This is a genomic window from Microbacterium sp., assembly GCF_032084865.1.
GTDB lineage: Bacteria > Actinomycetota > Actinomycetes > Actinomycetales > Microbacteriaceae > Microbacterium.
On the sequence record NZ_DAMDLU010000054.1, the window covers coordinates 1 to 18,025 of the forward strand.

At 68.6% G+C, this 18,025-nt stretch carries 21 protein-coding genes; 6 read left to right on the forward strand and 15 right to left on the reverse strand.

Annotated features, from left to right (window positions below; all coding sequences use genetic code 11):
• Positions 1–117 (forward strand): helix-turn-helix domain-containing protein, encoded by a 117-nt coding sequence (locus tag RT309_RS07400; protein WP_396654429.1) that lies wholly within the window; start codon positions 1–3, stop codon positions 115–117.
• A gap of 10 nt (positions 118–127) precedes the next feature.
• On the opposite strand, the gene RT309_RS07405 is transcribed toward RT309_RS07400, so the two are convergent.
• On the reverse strand, positions 128–1,588 hold the full coding sequence (locus RT309_RS07405; protein WP_313356221.1) for a helix-turn-helix domain-containing protein: 1,461 nt from the start codon (positions 1,586–1,588) through the stop codon (positions 128–130).
• Between the two features lie 142 nt (positions 1,589–1,730).
• On the opposite strand from RT309_RS07405, the gene aceB reads away from it, so the two are divergent.
• The 4 genes from aceB (at position 1,731) to RT309_RS07425 (ending at position 6,933) form a co-directional block, all read left to right on the forward strand.
• Positions 1,731–3,428, forward strand: a complete 1,698-nt coding sequence (gene aceB, locus RT309_RS07410) for a malate synthase A (protein WP_313356222.1) — start codon at positions 1,731–1,733, stop codon at positions 3,426–3,428.
• A gap of 30 nt (positions 3,429–3,458) precedes the next feature.
• The gene (locus RT309_RS07415; protein WP_313356223.1) at positions 3,459–5,054 is read left to right on the forward strand and encodes an isocitrate lyase; all 1,596 of its coding nucleotides are present in this window, start codon (positions 3,459–3,461) and stop codon (positions 5,052–5,054) included.
• Positions 5,055–5,178: 124 nt separating this feature from the next.
• Positions 5,179–5,643: a ribonuclease E activity regulator RraA gene (gene rraA, locus RT309_RS07420; protein WP_313356224.1), complete on the forward strand. Its 465-nt coding sequence runs from the start codon at positions 5,179–5,181 to the stop codon at positions 5,641–5,643.
• 72 nt (positions 5,644–5,715) lie between these two features.
• Complete coding sequence (locus RT309_RS07425; protein WP_313356225.1) at positions 5,716–6,933, forward strand: pyridoxal phosphate-dependent aminotransferase; 1,218 nt, start codon at positions 5,716–5,718, stop codon at positions 6,931–6,933.
• Positions 6,934–7,017: 84 nt separating this feature from the next.
• Here the strand turns inward: RT309_RS07425 and RT309_RS07430 are convergent, their stop codons facing one another.
• The 8 genes from RT309_RS07430 to RT309_RS07465 form a co-directional block, all read right to left on the reverse strand.
• On the reverse strand, positions 7,018–7,413 hold the full coding sequence (locus tag RT309_RS07430) for a VOC family protein (RefSeq protein WP_313356226.1): 396 nt from the start codon (positions 7,411–7,413) through the stop codon (positions 7,018–7,020).
• Between the two features lie 32 nt (positions 7,414–7,445).
• Positions 7,446–8,582: a UDP-N-acetylmuramate dehydrogenase gene (locus RT309_RS07435; protein WP_313356237.1), complete on the reverse strand. Its 1,137-nt coding sequence runs from the start codon at positions 8,580–8,582 to the stop codon at positions 7,446–7,448.
• Positions 8,583–8,598: 16 nt separating this feature from the next.
• Complete coding sequence (locus RT309_RS07440; RefSeq protein WP_313356227.1) at positions 8,599–9,000, reverse strand: MaoC/PaaZ C-terminal domain-containing protein; 402 nt, start codon at positions 8,998–9,000, stop codon at positions 8,599–8,601.
• On the reverse strand, positions 9,000–9,461 hold the full coding sequence (locus tag RT309_RS07445; RefSeq protein ID WP_313356228.1) for a MaoC family dehydratase N-terminal domain-containing protein: 462 nt from the start codon (positions 9,459–9,461) through the stop codon (positions 9,000–9,002). The genes RT309_RS07440 and RT309_RS07445 overlap by 1 nt, the downstream gene beginning before the upstream one ends.
• Before the next feature lie 59 nt (positions 9,462–9,520).
• Entirely contained in the window at positions 9,521–10,318 is a 798-nt protein-coding gene (locus tag RT309_RS07450) for a sulfite exporter TauE/SafE family protein (protein WP_313356229.1), read from the reverse strand.
• A 71-nt stretch (positions 10,319–10,389) separates the two neighbouring features.
• Positions 10,390–11,937, reverse strand: a complete 1,548-nt coding sequence (locus RT309_RS07455) for a tripartite tricarboxylate transporter permease (RefSeq protein ID WP_313356230.1) — start codon at positions 11,935–11,937, stop codon at positions 10,390–10,392.
• Positions 11,937–12,482, reverse strand: coding sequence for a tripartite tricarboxylate transporter TctB family protein (locus RT309_RS07460; RefSeq protein ID WP_313356231.1), 546 nt, complete (start codon positions 12,480–12,482; stop codon positions 11,937–11,939). The genes RT309_RS07455 and RT309_RS07460 overlap by 1 nt, the downstream gene beginning before the upstream one ends.
• A gap of 1 nt (position 12,483) precedes the next feature.
• Entirely contained in the window at positions 12,484–13,500 is a 1,017-nt protein-coding gene (locus RT309_RS07465; RefSeq protein WP_313356232.1) for a tripartite tricarboxylate transporter substrate binding protein, read from the reverse strand.
• Between the two features lie 159 nt (positions 13,501–13,659).
• Here RT309_RS07465 and RT309_RS07470 point away from each other — a divergent pair, with 159 nt between their 5' ends.
• Positions 13,660–14,928 (forward strand): PAS domain-containing protein, encoded by a 1,269-nt coding sequence (locus RT309_RS07470; protein WP_313356233.1) that lies wholly within the window; start codon positions 13,660–13,662, stop codon positions 14,926–14,928.
• Positions 14,929–15,017: 89 nt separating this feature from the next.
• Here RT309_RS07470 and rplQ read toward each other — a convergent pair whose 3' ends face one another.
• The 6 genes from rplQ to infA form a co-directional block, all read right to left on the reverse strand.
• On the reverse strand, positions 15,018–15,542 hold the full coding sequence (gene rplQ / locus RT309_RS07475; protein WP_313356234.1) for a 50S ribosomal protein L17: 525 nt from the start codon (positions 15,540–15,542) through the stop codon (positions 15,018–15,020).
• Positions 15,543–15,577: 35 nt separating this feature from the next.
• A complete protein-coding gene (locus RT309_RS07480) occupies positions 15,578–16,567 on the reverse strand; it encodes a DNA-directed RNA polymerase subunit alpha (RefSeq protein WP_313356235.1) in 990 nt (329 codons plus the stop codon).
• A 138-nt stretch (positions 16,568–16,705) separates the two neighbouring features.
• A complete protein-coding gene (gene rpsK, locus RT309_RS07485; RefSeq protein ID WP_071644012.1) occupies positions 16,706–17,104 on the reverse strand; it encodes a 30S ribosomal protein S11 in 399 nt (132 codons plus the stop codon).
• Positions 17,105–17,134: 30 nt separating this feature from the next.
• Positions 17,135–17,509 carry a 30S ribosomal protein S13 gene (rpsM, locus tag RT309_RS07490; RefSeq protein ID WP_187662242.1) on the reverse strand — a complete coding sequence of 125 codons (375 nt, stop codon included), beginning with the start codon at positions 17,507–17,509 and terminating at the stop codon, positions 17,135–17,137.
• Positions 17,510–17,687: 178 nt separating this feature from the next.
• The gene (rpmJ, locus tag RT309_RS07495; RefSeq protein WP_071644008.1) at positions 17,688–17,804 is read right to left on the reverse strand and encodes a 50S ribosomal protein L36; all 117 of its coding nucleotides are present in this window, start codon (positions 17,802–17,804) and stop codon (positions 17,688–17,690) included.
• A 61-nt stretch (positions 17,805–17,865) separates the two neighbouring features.
• Positions 17,866–18,025 (reverse strand): translation initiation factor IF-1 (infA, locus tag RT309_RS07500; protein ID WP_313356238.1); only part of this gene is annotated, 160 nt, incomplete at its 5' end.

The following is an 18,025-nucleotide window of genomic DNA, read 5'->3' on the forward strand; positions in this document are numbered from 1 at the left end:
ATCCATCGGCACACGCTGCGCAGCCGCATCGCGCAGGCCGCAGCGCTGCTCGGCACCGACCTCGCCTCGTTCCCCGCGCGCGCGGAGCTGTGGGCGACGCTGCGCGCAGCAGGGTGACCGCCCGCGCTCAGCGCGGCGCGTGTGCCTCGAGGAACTCGTACACGTCCGTGGTGTCGACGCCGGGAAAGGATCCGGTCGGCAGCGTCGCGAGCAGGGTGCGCGGGGTGCGCACGTTCGGCCACGCCTGATCGCGCCAGCGCTGCTCGAGTTCGGCGGGCGCGCGGCGGCAGCAGGTCTCGACCGAGTGCTTCGACACGCCCCGGTTCGTGGTGTCGCGCCCGACGAACCACTTCGTGTCGTCGAAGCGCACACCCACGCTCACCGAGTGCAGTCCCTCGCTCGACGGTTCGACGCGCGCCGTGCACCAGTAGGTGCCGTTGCCGGTGTCGGTGTACTGGTAATAGGGGTTGAAGCGGTCGTCGACGTCGAATACCTCGCGGCTCGTCCACCGGCGGCAGCACATCTGGCCCTCGATCGAGCCGAGCCGGTCGGTCGGGAAGTTCACGTCGTCGTTCTCATAGGCCTTGGTGATGGTGCCCGACTCGTGCACCTTGAGGAAGTGCACGGGGATGCCCAGGTGCCGCGTCGCGAGATTGGTGAACCGGTGCGCTGCGGTCTCGTACGAGATGGAGTAAGCGTCGCGCACGTCTTCGACCGAGATGGCGCGGCGCTGCTTGGCATCCTGCAGCACGGGCACGACGTGCGACTCGGGTACGAGCAGCGCGCCGGTGAGGTAGTTCGTCTCGACCCGCTGGCGCAGGAACTCGGCATAGCTGCGCGGCTCGGAGTGCCCGAGGATGCGGCTCGACAGCGCCTGCAGCACGGCGGTGCGCGCATCGCCCTTCGCCGGAACGCTGCTGGAGAGGTACAGCCGGCCGTGCGCGAGATCGGCGACGCTGCGGGTGGACTGCGGCAGGTCGGGCGCGTAGTGCAGGGTGAAGCCGAGGTGGGCGGCGATCTCCGACGCGGTGCGCTGCGTGAGCGGTCCGCCCGGGTGCCCCACGGCATCGAGGATCTCGCGTGCCTGCGCCTCGAGATCGGCGAAATAGTTGTCCTGCCGGCGCATGAGATGGCGCAGCTCGAGGTTGGCTCGGCGCGCCTCCTCCGGCGTGGCGGCGCGCTCGTCGCGCAGCCGCTCGATCTCGCCGTGCAGGGCCAGCATCGCGTCGATCGCGTCGTCGGAGAGCGACTTGCCGATCCGGAAAGACGGTATGCCGAGGGCCTGGAAGGTCTGGCTCTTCATGGCGCGTTCGAGCGCGATCTCGCGTGTCGCGCGCTCATCGAGGGGCTCGCCCTCGAGCAGTCCGTCGAGGGTCGTGCCGAGCACCTTCGCGATCGCCTGAAGCAGGGTGAGCTTGGGTTCGCGCTTGCCGGTCTCGAACATCGACACCTGGCTCGGCGCGCGGTCGATGCGCGTGGCGAGCTCTTCGAGCGTCATCCCCTTAGCGGTGCGCAGCTGGCGGATGCGCCGGCCGATGGTCAGCGCGTCGGCCTCTGAGCTGGATTCCTGAGCCGGTCGAAGGGTCATGCGGGGAAGTCTGTCACAAAAACAGAAATTCAACCGAACTTCACTGCAGTTCTGGTCATTCCGGATGCTGTTCTTCACCCACAGTGGATCTCACACCACCCGGCCATCCCGGCCGATCGGACACTCACGGAGGAGACAGATCATGAGCATTCCCACTGCGACCGCACCGACTCGCACCGTCGCCGCAGCCGTCTCCGCCGATCTCGGCCCGACCCTGCACGTCACCGGACCGCGGCTCGACCGTCAGGATGAGATCCTGACCACGGAGGCCATCGCGTTCCTCACCGAACTGCACCACCGCTTCGGCGGACGGCGCCACGATCGCCTCGCCGATCGGCAGCGCGCGCGGTTCGAGATCGGCAACGGCCACGACCCGCGCTTCCGCGACGACACCGCGCACATCCGCGACGACGACGCCTGGCGGGTCGCCGGCGCCGGGCCCGGCCTGGAAGACCGCCGCGTCGAGATCACCGGACCCACCGACCCGAAGATGACGATCAACGCCCTCAACTCCGGCGCCAAGGTGTGGCTCGCCGACCTCGAGGACGCGACCAGCCCGACCTGGCGCAACATCATCGGCGGCCAGCTGTCGCTGCGCGACGCGATCCGCGGCGAGCTGACCCACACGAGCGCCGACGGCCGCGAGTACCGGGTCACCGCCGAGCAGACACCCACGATCGTGATGCGCCCCCGCGGCTGGCACCTGAGCGAGAAGCACGTCGAGTTCACCGACCGCTCGGGCCGCCGGCTCACGGCATCCGCGTCCCTAATCGACTTCGGTCTGTACTTCTTCCACAACGCGCAGGAGCTCATCGACGCCGGACGCGGGCCGTACTTCTACATCGCCAAGCTCGAGTCCCGCGAGGAGGCCCGGCTGTGGAACGACGTCTTCTCGTTCAGTGAGGAGTACATCGGGATCCCGCACGGCACCATCCGCGCGACCGTGCTGATCGAGACCCTGCCCGCGGCCTTCGAGATGGACGAGATCCTCTACGAGCTGCGCGACCACTGCGCCGGCCTCAACGCCGGCCGCTGGGACTACATCTTCTCGATCATCAAGAACTACCGCGGCCGCGGTGCGCGCTTCGTGCTGCCCGACCGCAGCGAGGTCACCATGACGGTGCCGTTCATGCGGGCGTACACCGAGCTGCTCGTGAAGACCTGCCACCGGCGCGGAGCGCACGCGATCGGCGGGATGAGCGCGTTCATCCCGAACCGCCGCGACGCACAGGCCACCGAGCGCGCGCTCGAGAAGGTCGCCGCCGACAAGCGACGCGAAGCCGGCGACGGATTCGACGGCACCTGGGTGGCGCACCCCGATCTCGTCGCCACCGCGAAGGCCGAGTTCGACGCAGTGCTCGGCGAGCGCCCGCACCAGCTCGACCGCCGACGCGACGACGTCGAGGTGACGGCTGCCCAGCTGCTCGACCTGCGCATCGGCCGGCCGGTGACGGCGACCGGCGTCCGCGAGAACGTGTCGGTGGCGATCCGCTACCTCGAGGCCTGGCTGCGCGGTCAGGGCGCGGTCGCCATCGACGGTCTCATGGAGGACGCCGCGACCGCCGAGATCAGCCGCTCGCAGGTGTGGCAGTGGATCCACCAGGACCGCCGCACCGACGAGGGCACCGCGATCACCGTGGACTACGTCGACGGCCTGATCGACGAGGTGCTCGCCGAGAGCCGCCCTTCGACAGGCTCAGGGACCCAGCAGGGCTCGGTGGCCCAGCAGGATCGCTTCGACGACGCCGCCGAGATCTTCCGCCAGGTCGCGCTGCAGCCCGAGTTCCCCGCGTTCCTCACCCTGCCGGCGTACTCCCGGTACCTGACCGACAACGACTGACCCATCCGCTCATCACACGAAGGACATGCCATGACCCGCTACCAGGACGACATCGACGCCATCCGGCAGCTCACGGACGCTCAGGGCTCCGGCTGGGCCGCCATCGACCCAGAGTCGGCAGCGCGCATGCGCGCGCAGAACCGGTTCCGCACCGGACTGGAGATCGCGCAGCACACGGCCGACATCATGCGCCGCGACATGCAGGAGTACGACGCCGACTGCTCGGTGTTCACACAGTCGCTCGGCGTCTGGCACGGCTTCATCGGTCAGCAGAAGATGATCTCGATCAAGAAGCACCTGAAATCGACGAGCAAGCGCTACCTGTACCTGTCGGGCTGGATGGTCGCGGCCCTGCGCTCCGAGTTCGGTCCGCTGCCCGACCAGTCGATGCACGAGAAGACCGCGGTGCCCGCGCTGATCGAAGAGCTGTACACGTTCCTGCGGCAGGCGGATGCCCGTGAGCTCGACCTGCTGTTCACCCAGCTCGACGACGCACGGGCGGCCGGTGACGACACCGCCGCGGAGTTCATCCAGTCGCAGATCGACGGGTACGAGACCCATGTCGTGCCGATCATCGCCGACATCGACGCCGGTTTCGGCAACCCCGAGGCGACATACCTGCTCGCGAAGAAGATGATCGAGGCCGGCGCCTGCGCCATCCAGATCGAGAACCAGGTGTCGGACGAGAAGCAGTGCGGACACCAGGACGGCAAGGTCACCGTGCCGCACGAGGACTTCCTCGCGAAGATCAACGCGGTGCGCTACGCGTTCCTCGAGCTCGGCATCGACAACGGCGTCATCGTCGCCCGCACCGATTCGCTGGGAGCCGGCCTCACCCAGAAGATCGCCGTCTCGCGCGAGCCGGGCGACCTGGGCGATCAGTACAACTCCTTCCTCGACGTCGAGGAGATCGCTCCGGCCGACCTCGGCGACGGCGACGTCGTGATCAAGCGCGACGGCAGGCTGCTGCGCCCGAAGCGACTGGCCAGCAACCTCTACCAGTTCCGCCCGGGCACCGGCGTCGACCGGGTCGTCCTCGACTGCATCACCTCGCTGCAGCATGGCGCCGACCTGCTGTGGATCGAGACCGAGAAGCCGCACGTCGAGCAGATCGCCGGGATGGTCGACCGCATCCGCGAGGTGGTCCCGAACGCGAAGCTGGTCTACAACAACAGCCCGTCGTTCAACTGGACGCTGAACTTCCGCCAGCAGGCCTACGACCTGCTCGCCGAGCGCGGCGACGACGTGTCGGCGTACGACCGCGACAGGCTCATGAGCGTCGAATACGACGACACCGAGCTCGCCGCGCTGGCCGACGAGAAGATCCGCACCTTCCAGCGCGACGGATCGGCGCGGGCCGGCATCTTCCACCATCTCATCACCCTGCCGACGTACCACACGGCCGCGCTGTCGACCGATGACCTCGCAAAGGGCTACTTCGGCGACGAGGGCATGCTCGCGTACGTGAAGGGCGTGCAGCGCCGCGAGATCCGCGGCGGCATCGCCACCGTCAAGCACCAGAACATGGCAGGCTCCGACCTGGGCGACAATCACAAGGAGTACTTCGCCGGCGACGCCGCACTGAAGGCCGGCGGTCAGCACAACACGATGAACCAGTTCAGCTGATCCGCATGGGACGCTGAGCCTGTCGAAGCGCCACCCTTGGGCCCCTGAGAATGTCGAAGCCGCCCTTCGGCAGGCTCAGGGGCCCGATATGAGCCCGACATGGGACCCCTGATAGGAGTGAGTCATGACATCCACCGCTGATCTCTACGACGTGCACGGCGACGACCTGCAGTCCCTGCCCCTGCAGCTGCGCTCGTTCGGCGGGCGCACCACCTTCGAAGGTCCGATCCGCACCGTGCGCTGCTACCAGGACAACGTGCTGCTGAAGTCGCTGCTCTCCTCCCCCGGCGACGGCGCGGTGCTCGTCGTCGACGGCGACGGCTCGTACGGCACGGCGCTGATGGGTGACATGATCGCGCAGCTCGCGGTCGATAACGGCTGGGCGGGCGTCGTGATCCACGGATGCATCCGCGACAGCGCCGCGATCGCGACCATGCCGCTGGGTGTGAAGGCACTCGGCACCAATCCGCGCAAGAGCGGCAAGCAGGGCACCGGCGAGGTCGACGTCGCGGTCGAGTTCGGCGGAGTCGCGTTCCGCCCGGGGGCACGGCTGTACGCCGACGGAGACGGCGTGCTCGTCGAGCGCTGACCACCGGCATCCGGCAGCTTCGGCTTGCCCGGAGCAGGTGCGGTGCGCGCCGCGCCGAGTACGATCGAAGTCGTGACCGAACGCGCCCCTCTCTCCCGCAAGCTGTCCGCCATCGCCGAATCCGCCACTCTGAAGGTGGATGCCAAGGCCAAGGCCCTCAAGGCCGAGGGCAAGCCCGTCATCTCGTATGCCGCCGGCGAGCCCGACTTCGCGACGCCGCAGTTCATCGTCGATGCGGCGGCGAAGGCGCTCTCCGACCCGGCGAACTACCGCTACACCCCCGCCGCGGGTCTGCCCGAGCTGCGCGAGGCGATCGCCGCGAAGACGCTGCGCGACTCGGGCCTCGAGGTCTCGCCGTCGCAGATCATCGTCACCAACGGCGGCAAGCAGTCCGTGTACCAGGCATTCCAGGCGGTCGTGAATCCCGGCGACGAAGTGCTGCTGCCCGCGCCGTACTGGACCACCTACCCCGAGGCCATCCAGCTGGCCGACGGCGTGCCGGTGGAGGTCTTCGCCGGCGCCGATCAGGAGTACAAGGTCACCGTCGAGCAGCTCGAGGCCGCGCGCACCGAGCGCACCACGGTGCTGGTGTTCGTCTCGCCGTCGAACCCGACCGGTTCGGTCTACTCGCCCGACGAGACGAAGGCGATCGCCGAGTGGGCGCTCGAGCACGGCATCTGGGTGATCAGCGACGAGATCTACCAGAACCTCACCTATGAGGGTGTCGAAGCGACGTCGATCGTGCAGGCGCTGCCCGCGATCGCGAACCAGACCATCCTCGTGAACGGCGTGGCGAAGACGTACGCGATGACGGGCTGGCGGGTCGGCTGGATGGTTGGCCCGGCGGATGCCATCAAGGTCGCCGCCAACCTGCAGTCGCACCTGTCGAGCAACGTGAACAACGTCGCCCAGCGCGGCGCGATCGCCGCGCTGAACGGTCCGCAGGACGAAGCCGAGAAGATGCGCGAGGCCTTCGACCGCCGGCGCAGGCTGATCGTGGCGGAGCTGTCGAAGATCGATGGGATGGTGGTGCCCACCCCGACCGGCGCGTTCTACGTCTACCCGGACGTGCAGGGTCTGCTGAACCGCACCTGGACGCGGCGCGACGGCAGCACCGTGACACCGACCACCTCGCTCGAGCTCGCCGACTTCATCCTCGATGAGGCTGAGGTCGCGGTCGTGCCCGGCGAAGCCTTCGGCCCGTCCGGCTACCTGCGTCTGTCGTACGCCCTGGGCGACGACCAGCTGCTCGAGGGCGTGCAGCGCCTGCAGCGCCTCTTCTCGCCCTGACCTCCGTCGTCGGGCCCTGCCGACACCCCCGGTGTGCACGTTCGCACCGGGGGTGTCGTCGTGAAGTGACGGTGTCGGCCGTCGTCAGCCCTGGTGGCCGATGAGCCAGGGCACGCCGAAGCGGTCGACGAGCGTGCCGTCGTGGTCGCCCCACGGGCGCTTCTGCAGCGGATCGATGATGCGACCGCCCTCGGCGAGCGCGTCGAACCAGGCCGCCAGGGTCGCCGGCTCCGCCGCGCCCAGCAACGAGAAGAACATGCCGCTCATCTCGACCGTGCTCTCGCCGGCCGCGGCATCCGCCCCCGCCAGCTCGACGGGACCGTCGAGCATCCCGTGCGCGATCGCGTCGCCGGGGCCGTCGGCGCGCCCGGCCTCGGCGTATGTGAACAGGCGCGTCTCACCGCCGAACACGGATGCGTAGAACGACAGCGCCTCCGCGGCGCGGCCGGGGAAAAGGAGGTACGGAATCAGTCCGGTCATCCGGCGAGTGTACGCGCGGCGACCGGGGCGAGCTACAGTTCGACGCCGACGAGCACCGGCTCGGGCTGCAGCAGCAGACCGAACTCGGAGTGCACTCGGCTCTGGATGAACCGGGCGAGCTCGCTGAGCTCGGCGGCGGTCGCCCCGCCCCTGTTGCTGAGAGCCAGCGCGTGCTTGGTCGACAGCCCCGCACGAGACTGCGGCAGGCGGAACCCTTTGCGGATCCCTGCGTTCTCGATCAGCCACGCGGCGCTGACCTTCACCGAGGCCACGGGCTTGTCCTCCCTCGGAGTGAGTCCGTAGTACGAGTCCAGCGGGATGACCGTCACCGAGTCGAGGTCCGGCTCGACAGGCCAGCGCGGGCACTCGGGCGGCAGGCTGCGCGCCACCGGCTCGGGCACGATCGCGTTCTGGAAGAACGAGCCGGCACTCCAGGTGTCGGGGTCGTCGGCATCGAGCAGCATGCCCTTGGCCGCACGGGTCTGCAGGATCCGCGAGCGCACCCAGGCGAGCGGCACGGGCTCGTAGTCCTCGAGACCCAGCGCTCGGCGCAGCTGCTCGCCGCGCACGATCCGGCCCGCGTCGCCGGTGACGGCGAGGTCGAGGGTCACCGAGAGGATCACGGCGCGACGGCCCTCCGCCTCGCCGTAGTGGTGCTTGAGCACCGAGGTGCGGAAGCCCAGGCCGAGATCGGCGGCCGGCAGCACCACCGGAGCGTCTTCGTGCTCGTCGATCAGCTCGACCTCGACGAGGGTCTCCTGGATCTCCTGCCCGTACGCGCCCACGTTCTGCACGGGGGCGGCCCCGACCGTACCCGGGATGCCGCTCATCGCCTCGATGCCGGCGTAGCCGCGCTCGACGGCGTAGGCGACCAGGGCATCCCAGTTGTGCCCGGCCTGCACGCGCAGCCGGATGCGGCCCTCGTGCGGCGACGGCAGCTCTTCGACGCCCTCGGTGAGCACCCGGATGACCGTGCCGTCGTATGGCGCGTCGCCGACGAACAGATTCGACCCTCCCCCCAGCACGAACCAGTCGTCGCCCGCCGACCAGGCGTCCTGCAGCGCGGCGAGCAGCTGCTCGCGGGTTCGCGCCTCGAGCATCCGCTGCGGCGCGGCGCCGGTGCGCAGGGTGGTGAGCTCGCGCAGGGCGATGGGGCTGATCTCGAACACGTCGGCGGATGTCATGTCAGAGCGCGACCCGCAGCTGGGCCTTCACGAGCACGGTCGTCTCGGCCGCCTTCACGGTGAGGTCGATCCGCGCGGAGGTCTCGTCGACCGCGCCGACCTTCGCGACGACGTGCACGTCGGAGCCCGTCTCGGCATCGACGACGACGGGCTTGGTGAAGCGCACGCCGTAGTCGACCACGCGCGTGCCGGCAGGAAGAGCCGAGAGCACGACCGACGAGGCGAGGCCCATGGTCAGCATCCCGTGCGCGAGCACGCCGGGCAGGCCGACCGAGGCGGCCACGTCGTCGCGATAGTGGATCGGGTTGAAGTCGCCGGATGCCCCCGCGTAGCGGACGAGCGATTCGCGGGTGAGGTGCAGGGTGCGCTCGGCGATGACGTCGCCCACGGTGAACTCTGCCATCACGCGGTCTCCCCTTCACTGTCGGAGCCGACCAGCAGCACGCTGACCGCCGTGACGACGTGCTCGCCTGCGGCGTCGGTGATGCTCGCCTCGCTGGTGATCATCGCGTTGCCGCCGAGCGAGCGGATGCCCGTGACCGCCAGCTGCGCGGTGAGCTCGTCGCCGGCGACGATCGGACGGCTGTACTGGAAGCGCTGCTCGGCGTGGATCGTGCGCGCCAGGACGATGCCGGAGTCCGGCTCGGAGAGCAGCTGCTGCAGCGTGAGGTCCTGGATGACCATCGGGAACGTGGGGGGCGCCACGAGATCGGAGTGGCCCGCGGCGCGAGCCGCCTCGACATCGATGTGCTGCGGGGCGTCGGCGAAGACGGCGCGCGCGAACTCGCGCACCTTCTCACGTCCGACGAGGTACGGGGCCGTCGGCGGGAACTCCCGGCCGATCAGTTCACTGTTCACGGGCACCCCACGATCCTACCCGGGAGGTCTGGGCGGGCCCTCCCGGTAGGGCCGGGGGAAACGCCTCAGCGGGTGCGCGACCGCAGCGCCTTCAGCGTCATCTGCACGGCGATCACCACGAGGTAGGCGGCGAAGAGGATGTTGCCCGTGAACGGGTCGATCATCGTCGCCAGCCAGGCACCGAGCGCGGTGGTGGTGCAGGCGGAGACGCCGATCAGGGCGGCGGCGACCAGATCGACGTTGTGGTGGCGCAGGTTGCCGATCGTGCCCGACACCGCCGTGGGGATCATCATCAGAAGCGACGTTCCCTTGGCCACGAGGTCACTCGTGCCGAAGCCGAGCATGAGCACGGGGACGATGATCACTCCGCCGCCGACACCGATCAGCCCGGCGATGACACCGGTGACCACCCCGACCGCGACCAGCGCCACGCCGTTGAGCCAGCCGAGCTCGAACTCGGCGGCGCGTGAGGGGATGACGACGAACAGACTCACGATCACGACGAGCAGGAAGGCGACGAACCCCCAGCGCAGCGCGGTCTGCGAGACCCGGGGCAGCAGGCGCGAGCCGATCTGCGCCCCCACGACGGCGCCGGCGGCCAGGATGAGCGCGGGGATCCACGCCACCGAACCCGAGATCGCGTACGAGATCACACCGACGCTCGCGGTCGGGACGATGGCTGCCAGCGAGGTGCCCGCCGAGATGCGCTGCCCGAAGCTGAGCAGCAGCACCAGCAGCGGCACGATCACCGTGCCACCCCCGACTCCGAACAGGCCGGAGAGCAGACCCGCCGTCAGGCCGATGCCGATGAAGGAGAAGTAGGCGCGGGGCCCCCGGGCGATGGCCTGCTGCTCTGCGTTCACGCAGTTCAGACTATCCCCGGGGACCCCGCGCTTCTGAGCCGAGCCCTCCCCCTGGCTGCGGCGCAGCCTGCTCACACTTCCTGATCGGCCTTCATCGGCACGGCGATCGACTCGGTCAGCGCCTGCTCGTAGCGCTGCTGACGTCGGCGCAGCCACAGTCCCCCGGCGACCAGCGCCGCGAGCACCGCGTAGGCGGTGGCCGCGAAGGGCTGAGCCACCAGCGTCGTCAGGTCGCCTTGGCTCAGCTGCAGCGCCTTGCGCAGATACTCCTCGCCCATCGGACCGAGGATCATGCCGACCACCAGCGGGGCCACGGGATACCCGAAGCGCCGCATGAAGTAGCCGAGCACACCGATGATCACGAGGATCAGGATGTCGACGACGGCGAAGTTCAGCGCGTACGCTCCGAAGGCGGCGAACAGCAGGATGCCCGCATAGAGGTACGGGCGCGGGATCTGCAGCAGCTTCACCCACATCCCGACCAGCGGCAGGTTGAGCACGATGAGGATGACGTTGCCGAGGTACAGGCTGGCCACCAGTGCCCACACCAGCGCGGGCTGGTTCTGAAACAGCTGCGGCCCCGGCTGCAGGCCGTACGCCTGGAACGCGACGAGGATGATCGCCGCCGTCGCGGTGGTCGGCAGCCCCAGCGTCAGCAGCGGCACCAGCACGCCGGCCGCCGCCGCGTTGTTCGCCGCCTCGGGGCCGGCGACGCCCTCGATCGCACCGCGGCCGAACTCGCTCTTGCGCTTCGACAGCTTGCGCTCGGTCGCGTACGAGAGGAAGGTCGCGACGTCGGCGCCCCCGGCGGGGATGGTGCCGATCGGGAAGCCGATCGCGGTGCCGCGCAGCCACGGCTTCCACGATCGCTTCCAGTCGTCCTTCGTCATCCAGCTGCGCCACCCGCCCGTCACCGGGATCACGTCGATGGCTCCGTGGCGCAGACGAGCGGCGATGTACAGCGTCTCCCCCACGGCGAACAAGCCGACCGCGACGAGCACTATATCGATGCCGTCTGACAGCGGCAGCAGCCCCAGCGTGTAGCGCTGCTGCGCGGTGAGCGTGTCGGTGCCGACCAGTCCCAGGAACAGGCCGACCCCGAGCGAGGTCATGCCGCGCGGCACGGAGCTGCCGATCAGCGCGCCCACGGTGACGAAGGCGATGACGATGAGCGCCACGTAGTCGGCCGGGCCGAGATTCACCGCGAACTGCGCGAGCACGGGTGCGAGCAGGGTGAGTCCCACCGTCGCGATCGTGCCTGCGATGAACGAGCCGATCGCCGCTGTCGCGAGCGCGGCGGCGCCTCGCCCGAGCTTGGCCATCCGGTTGCCCTCGATCGCGGTCACGATCGAGGCGGATTCACCGGGTGTGTTGAGCAGGATGCTGGTGGTCGAGCCGCCGTACATCCCGCCGTAGTAGATGCCCGCGAAGGTGATCAGCGACGCGGTCGGGTCGAGGGTGTAGGTCAGCGGCAGCAGCAGGGCCACCGTCATCGCCGGGCCGATGCCCGGCAGCACGCCGACGGCCGTGCCGATCAGCACACCGAAGAACGCGAACACGAGATACTGCGGCTGCAGCGCGGTCGCGAAGCCCTCGAGAAGAAGGGTCCAGCTGTCCATCAGAACAGTCCTCCCAGCCAGCCGAGCGCGGGTCCCCAGGGCAGCGAGAGCCCCATCAGCCCGGCGAAGACGACCTGCACGACGAGGCTCAGCGCCAAGCCGATGAGGAAGGCGAGCCACCAGCGCCTGGCGCCCAGAGACCACGCGACGATGCCGAACAGCAGAGCGGCTGCCGGCGCCCATCCGATGACGTCGATGAGCACGAGGTGCGCGACGACCGCTCCGACGATCTTTCCGAGGGTGAGCCAGTCGGTCTTCGCGTCGGGGTCGATGTCCTCGCCGTCTTCGAGCTCTGCCCGGTTGCCGCGAAGCACCGAGACGAGTACGGCTGCGGCAGAGCCGAGCAGCACGATCGACACGAAGATCGGGAAGATCGTCGGGCCGACTTTCACACCGACCGGAACGTGGATCGAGAAGGCCCCGATGAGCGCGAACGCGCCGAGGGCGAGCATGAGCAGGGCGAAGACGAGTTCACCGAGGGGAACCCGCTGAGCGGGCCGAGTCCCCTCGGCCCGCTCAGCCGCCCCGAGGATCGGGGCGTTCATGTCAGATCAGCCCGATGTTCTTGAGCGTCCCGGTGACGTCGTCGATGCTCTCGTCGAGGAACGCGTCGAACTCGGAGCCCACGAGGAAGGCATCCGCCCATCCCTTCGTCTCGAGCTCCGAGGTCCACGCCTTGTCCTCGTGCATCTCGGTCACGATGCGCTCCAGTTCGTCGCGCTCGGCATCGGAGATGCCACCGGGGGCCACCACACCGCGCCAGTTGGTCAGCACGACGTCGTAGCCGGCGTCGGTGATCGTGGGCACCTCGGGGAGCGCGTCGACCGGCTCCGCCGACGAGACGGCGAGGGCGCGCATCGAACCGTCCTCGATGTACTGCAGGAACTCGCCGACTCCCGAGATGCCCGCGGTGACCTTGTTGCCGACGAGCAGCGAGACGGCCTCGCCGCCACCGGAGTTGGGCGTGTAGTTCAGCTTCGACGGGATCTCGGCGCCGTCGACCCCGGCCTCCTCGAGCAGCAGGCCGGCGAGGATGTGGTCGGCGCCGCCTGCGGAGCCGCCGGTCACCGTGACCTCCTGGCCCTTGTCGACGATGTCCTCGACGAGGTCTTCGAGGGTCTTGTACTTCGAGGCCTCCGGCACGACGACCACGAGAGGCTCGTCGGTGAGGCGGGCGATGGGTGTGGTGTCCTCGAGGCGGACGTTCGACGCGTTCGTCTCGATCGCGCCGACCATCACCAGGCCCATGACCATGAGCGTCGCCGGGTCCTTCTGGTTCCCGAGCTGCGCGAGGCCGACGGTGCCGCCGGCACCGCCGACGTTGGTGACGGGGGCCGATCCGACGATGTCGCCGTCGGTGAGCACCTTCGACATCGCGCGACCGGTCTGATCCCACCCGCCACCCGGGTCGGCGGGGACGATGAGCGACACGTCGGTGAAGGACGATGCGTCGCCCTTCGCGTCGGAGTCGGATTGCGGTGCGGCGTTCTGCGATGAGCATCCGGCGAGGGCCAGTGCCGCGACTGCGGCGATGGCGACCAGAGCTGAGCGTGACTTCTTCATGCGCTCCTCCTTGAGCGGTGTGGGGACGCTGGCAACCGTATGCACCGTGCCGCAGCAGGCTCTGCTTTCGAAATCATTGGTCGGGCTTTCGAAAGTATTGGTCTCAGACACCGTGCGCCCGGAGGTTCCGCGGCTCATCGGCACGGGGAGAATGGTCTCGTGGCCTCGAAGATGATGCGCGCGTCGGAGATGACGCACGGCAGGATGACGCTGCGCGTGCAGCTGATCCTGCTGCAGGCGCTGATCGTCTCGGTGGTGACGCTGATCGCAGGCGTGATGGCCGGGATCATCCAGGCGCACACGGTGCGCGATGCGTATGAGGACCGCATGCTGGCGGTCGCTCAGTCGATCGCGTCGATGCCCGTCGTGCTCGATGCGTTCGATGACGCCGATCCGTCGGCGACCGTGCAGCCTCTCGCCGAGACCATACGTCGCGCATCCGACCTTACGTATGTCGTGGTGGCCGACGCCGACGGCATCCGCTTCTCGCATCCGAATCCCGAGCGGATCGGGCAGAAGGTGTCGACCGACGCGTCTGTGCCGCTCTCCGGCGAGATCTACATGGGCACGCAGACCGGCACGCTCGGGCCGTCGTGGCGTGTGAAGGTACCGGTCTTCAAAGGCTCCGAGGTGATCGGCACGGTCTCGGTGGGCATCCTGGAATCGCAGGGCACGGGAGAGTTCGCCGGCAACCTCGCGTGGATCATCGGCGCGATGCTGGTCGCAGTGATCCTGGGCATCTTCGGCTCGGCGTGGGTGACGTCGGTGATCCGCAGACGCATCCACCTGCTTGAACCGCACGAGATCACCGCCCTCGTGCGCAACCAGGAGACGACGCTGCACGGCCTGAGCGAGGGCGTGATCACGGTCGACGCCTCGGGCACGATCACCCTGGCCAATGACGCCGCGGCCCGCCTGCTGGGGGTGGATGTCGGCGATCTCACCGGCGCGCGGGCGGCGGATGTGCTCGACGACGAGCTGCTCGCCGTGCTGCGCGACGGTGAGGATGCCGGGCATCCGGTGATCGTCGGCAGCCACGTGCTGGTGGCTCGCGGCACCGGTGCGCGGGTCGACGGGGAGGCGGTGGACGCCACCATGCTGCTGCGCGATCACACCGAGCTGCACGACGTCGTGCGCCGGGTCGAGGCCGCGGATGCCATCATCGCGTTCCGTCGTCGAATGGGCCTTCCCAAGGGGCTGAGCGCCGAGACGCTCGACCGCGTCGTCACCGCGCTGGATGAGCACCCCGACGCGTCGGCCGCCGAGCTCGGCGACGTGCTCGGCATGTCGCGGGTGAGCGCACGCCGCTACCTCGAGCACCTGGCGAGCACGGGTCGGGCGGTGCGCACGCTGGACTACTCGACGAAGGGCCGCCCCGGCACCCGGTACCGGATGATCGACGCGGCGACGGAGGGCGGGCTCGACTGAGGGCGCCCGCCGCGGGCATCCGGTCGGGGCAACGAAGAAGCCCGCCACCCCGTGAGGGGCGGCGGGCTTCTTCGATCCGGGGGAAGGTCTTACTCGGCCTTCTCCTCGGCGGGAGCCTCGGTGGTCTCCTCAGCCGACTCGACCGGAGCCTCGGTGGTCTCCTCGACGGGAGCCTCCTCGACCTTCTCGGCCTTCTCAGCCTTGGGGGCCTCGGCCTTGGCGGCCGGCTTCGCAGCCTTCTTCTTCGGGGTGACGGGCTCGAGGACGAGCTCGATCACGGCCATGGGGGCGTTGTCACCCTTGCGGTTGCCGACCTTCGTGATGCGGGTGTAGCCACCCTGACGGTCGGCGACCAGCGGCGCGATCTCGTTGAACAGCATGTGCGCGGCGTCCTTGTTCGAGCGCAGCACGGTGAGAGCACGACGACGCGCGTGCAGGTCGCCGCGCTTGCCGAGCGTGATCAGGCGCTCGGCCAGCGGACGCAGGCGCTTCGCCTTGGTCTCGGTCGTCTTGATCGACTTGTGGGTGAAGAGCGCGGCCGCGAGGTTCGCGAGAAGAAGGCGCTCGTGTGCGGGGCCGCCTCCGAGGCGGGGACCCTTGGTGGGCTTGGGCATAATCGTCTAGCTCCTGGTCAGAAAGATGTCGGGGTTCAGAAGGACTCGTCTTCGCCTGCGCTGTAGAAGTGGGCGCCGTCGAAACCAGGCACCGAATCCTTCAGCGACAGACCGAGCGAGACGAGCTTGTCGCGCACCTCGTCGACCGACTTCTGTCCGAAATTGCGGATGTTCATCAGCTGCGTCTCGGAAAGGGCGACCAGCTCCGAGACGGTGTTGATGCCCTCGCGCTTGAGGCAGTTGTACGAGCGCACCGACAGATCGAGGTCCTCGATCGGCATGGAGAGCTCGCTGGAGAGCACAGCCTCGACCGGCGCCGGGCCGATCTCGATGCCCTCGGCCTCGACGTTCAGCTCGCGGGCGAGGCCGAACAGCTCGGTGAGGGTCTTGGCTGCGGATGCGACGGCGTCGCGCGGGAGGATCGAGGACTTGGTCTCGACGTCCAGCACGAGCTTGTCGAAGTCGGTGCGCTCACCCGCACGGGTGGCGTCGACGCGGTAGCTGACCTTGAGCACCGGCGAGTAGATCGAGTCGACCGGGATCTGGCCGGCCTCGGCGTACTCGTTGCGGTTCTGCGACGCCGAGACGTAGCCGCGGCCGCGCTCGATGGTGAGCTCGAGCTCGAAGCGAGCGGTGTCGTTGAGCGTCGCGATGACCAGGTCGGGGTTGTGCACCTCGACACCCGCCGGGGCGGAGATGTCGGCCGCAGTGACCTCGCCGGCACCCGTCTTGCGCAGATACGCGGTGATGGGCTCGTCGCGCTCGCTGGAGACCACCAGCTGCTTGATGTTGAGGATGATCTCGGTGACATCCTCCTTCACACCGGGGATCGTGCTGAACTCGTGCAGCACGCCGTCGATGCGAATGGTGGTGACCGACGCGCCGGGGATCGACGACAGCAGGCTGCGACGCAGCGCGTTGCCGATCGTGTATCCGAAACCGGGCTCCAGCGGCTCGATGACGAACCGGCTGCGGTTCTCGGAGATCTTCTCCTCGGTGAGAGTGGGACGCTGTGCGATGAGCACTATGTGTTCCTTTCGATCACATGCCCGCTATATGACATGTGTGGGGTGAGGTCTGAAGTTGTGGAAAGTCTGGGGGCGAGTCCGCCTCACTGGGTCCGTGAGCTTGTCGAAGGGTCCCAGTGAGGCGAATACGCGAGATCAGACGCGACGGCGCTTCGGCGGGCGGCAGCCGTTGTGCGCCTGAGGCGTGACGTCCTGGATGGACCCCACCTCGAGGCCGGCGGCCTGCAGCGAGCGGATCGCGGTCTCGCGGCCCGAGCCCGGACCCTTCACGAAGACGTCGACCTTCTTGACGCCGTGCTCTGCTGCCTGGCGGGCAGCGGACTCCGCGGCCATGCCGGCGGCGTACGGCGTCGACTTGCGCGAGCCCTTGAAGCCCACGCCACCCGACGAGGCCCAGCTGATGACAGCGCCGGACGGGTCGGTGATCGAGACGATGGTGTTGTTGAACGTCGACTTGATGTGGGCCTGGCCCAGCGCGATGTTCTTCTTTTCCTTGCGGCGCGGCTTGCGCGCGGCGGCCTTGGGTGCAGCCATGAAAGTGTTCTCCTAGTCCCTGGCCGCTGCTTAGCGGGCCTTCTTCTTGCCGGCGACGGTGCGCTTCGGGCCCTTGCGGGTACGGGCGTTGGTCTTGGTGCGCTGACCGCGGACCGGGAGACCACGACGGTGGCGGATGCCCTCGTAGGAGCCGATCTCGACCTTGCGGCGGATGTCTGCGGCGACCTCGCGGCGCAGGTCACCCTCCACCTTGTAGTTGCCTTCGATGTAGTCGCGGAGGGCGACGAGCTGGTCGTCGCTGAGGTCCTTCACGCGGATGCTCTCGTCGATGTCGGTCGCCTTGAGGATCTCGACGGAGCGGGTACGGCCGACGCCGTAGATGTAGGTAAGGGCGATCACCACGCGCTTGTCGCGCGGGATGTCAACGCCGGCAAGACGTGCCATGCGGTTCTCCTGGAGTGTTGTGGAGGTGTGGAGCAGCATCCGGTCCCGGGCCTCCGCCCCGAGGTGTCCGCCGCGACCGCCCGTCAGGGGCGAGCCGTGGCATCCGATGCTGCCTGTTTTCGATATTCAGTTCTTCAGTTGCCGGGCCGGATGCCGAAGCACGCGATCCGACCCCTGCTCAGCCCTGGCGCTGCTTGTGACGCGGGTTCGACTTGCAGATGACCATGACGCGACCGTGACGACGGATCACGCGGCAGTGGTCGCAGATGGGCTTGACGCTGGGGTTGACCTTCATGATGTTTCCTGTTCGCTGTCTTCGTACCGCCCCGCAGGGCAGGCCGTTACTTCTCGACCGATCAGCGGTAGCGGTAGACGATCCGACCGCGGGTCAGGTCGTAGGGCGAGAGCTCCACGACCACGCGGTCCTCGGGGATGATGCGGATGTAGTTCTGCCGCATCTTTCCGGAGATCGTGGCGAGCACCTTGTGTCCGTTGCTGAGCTCAACGCGGAACATC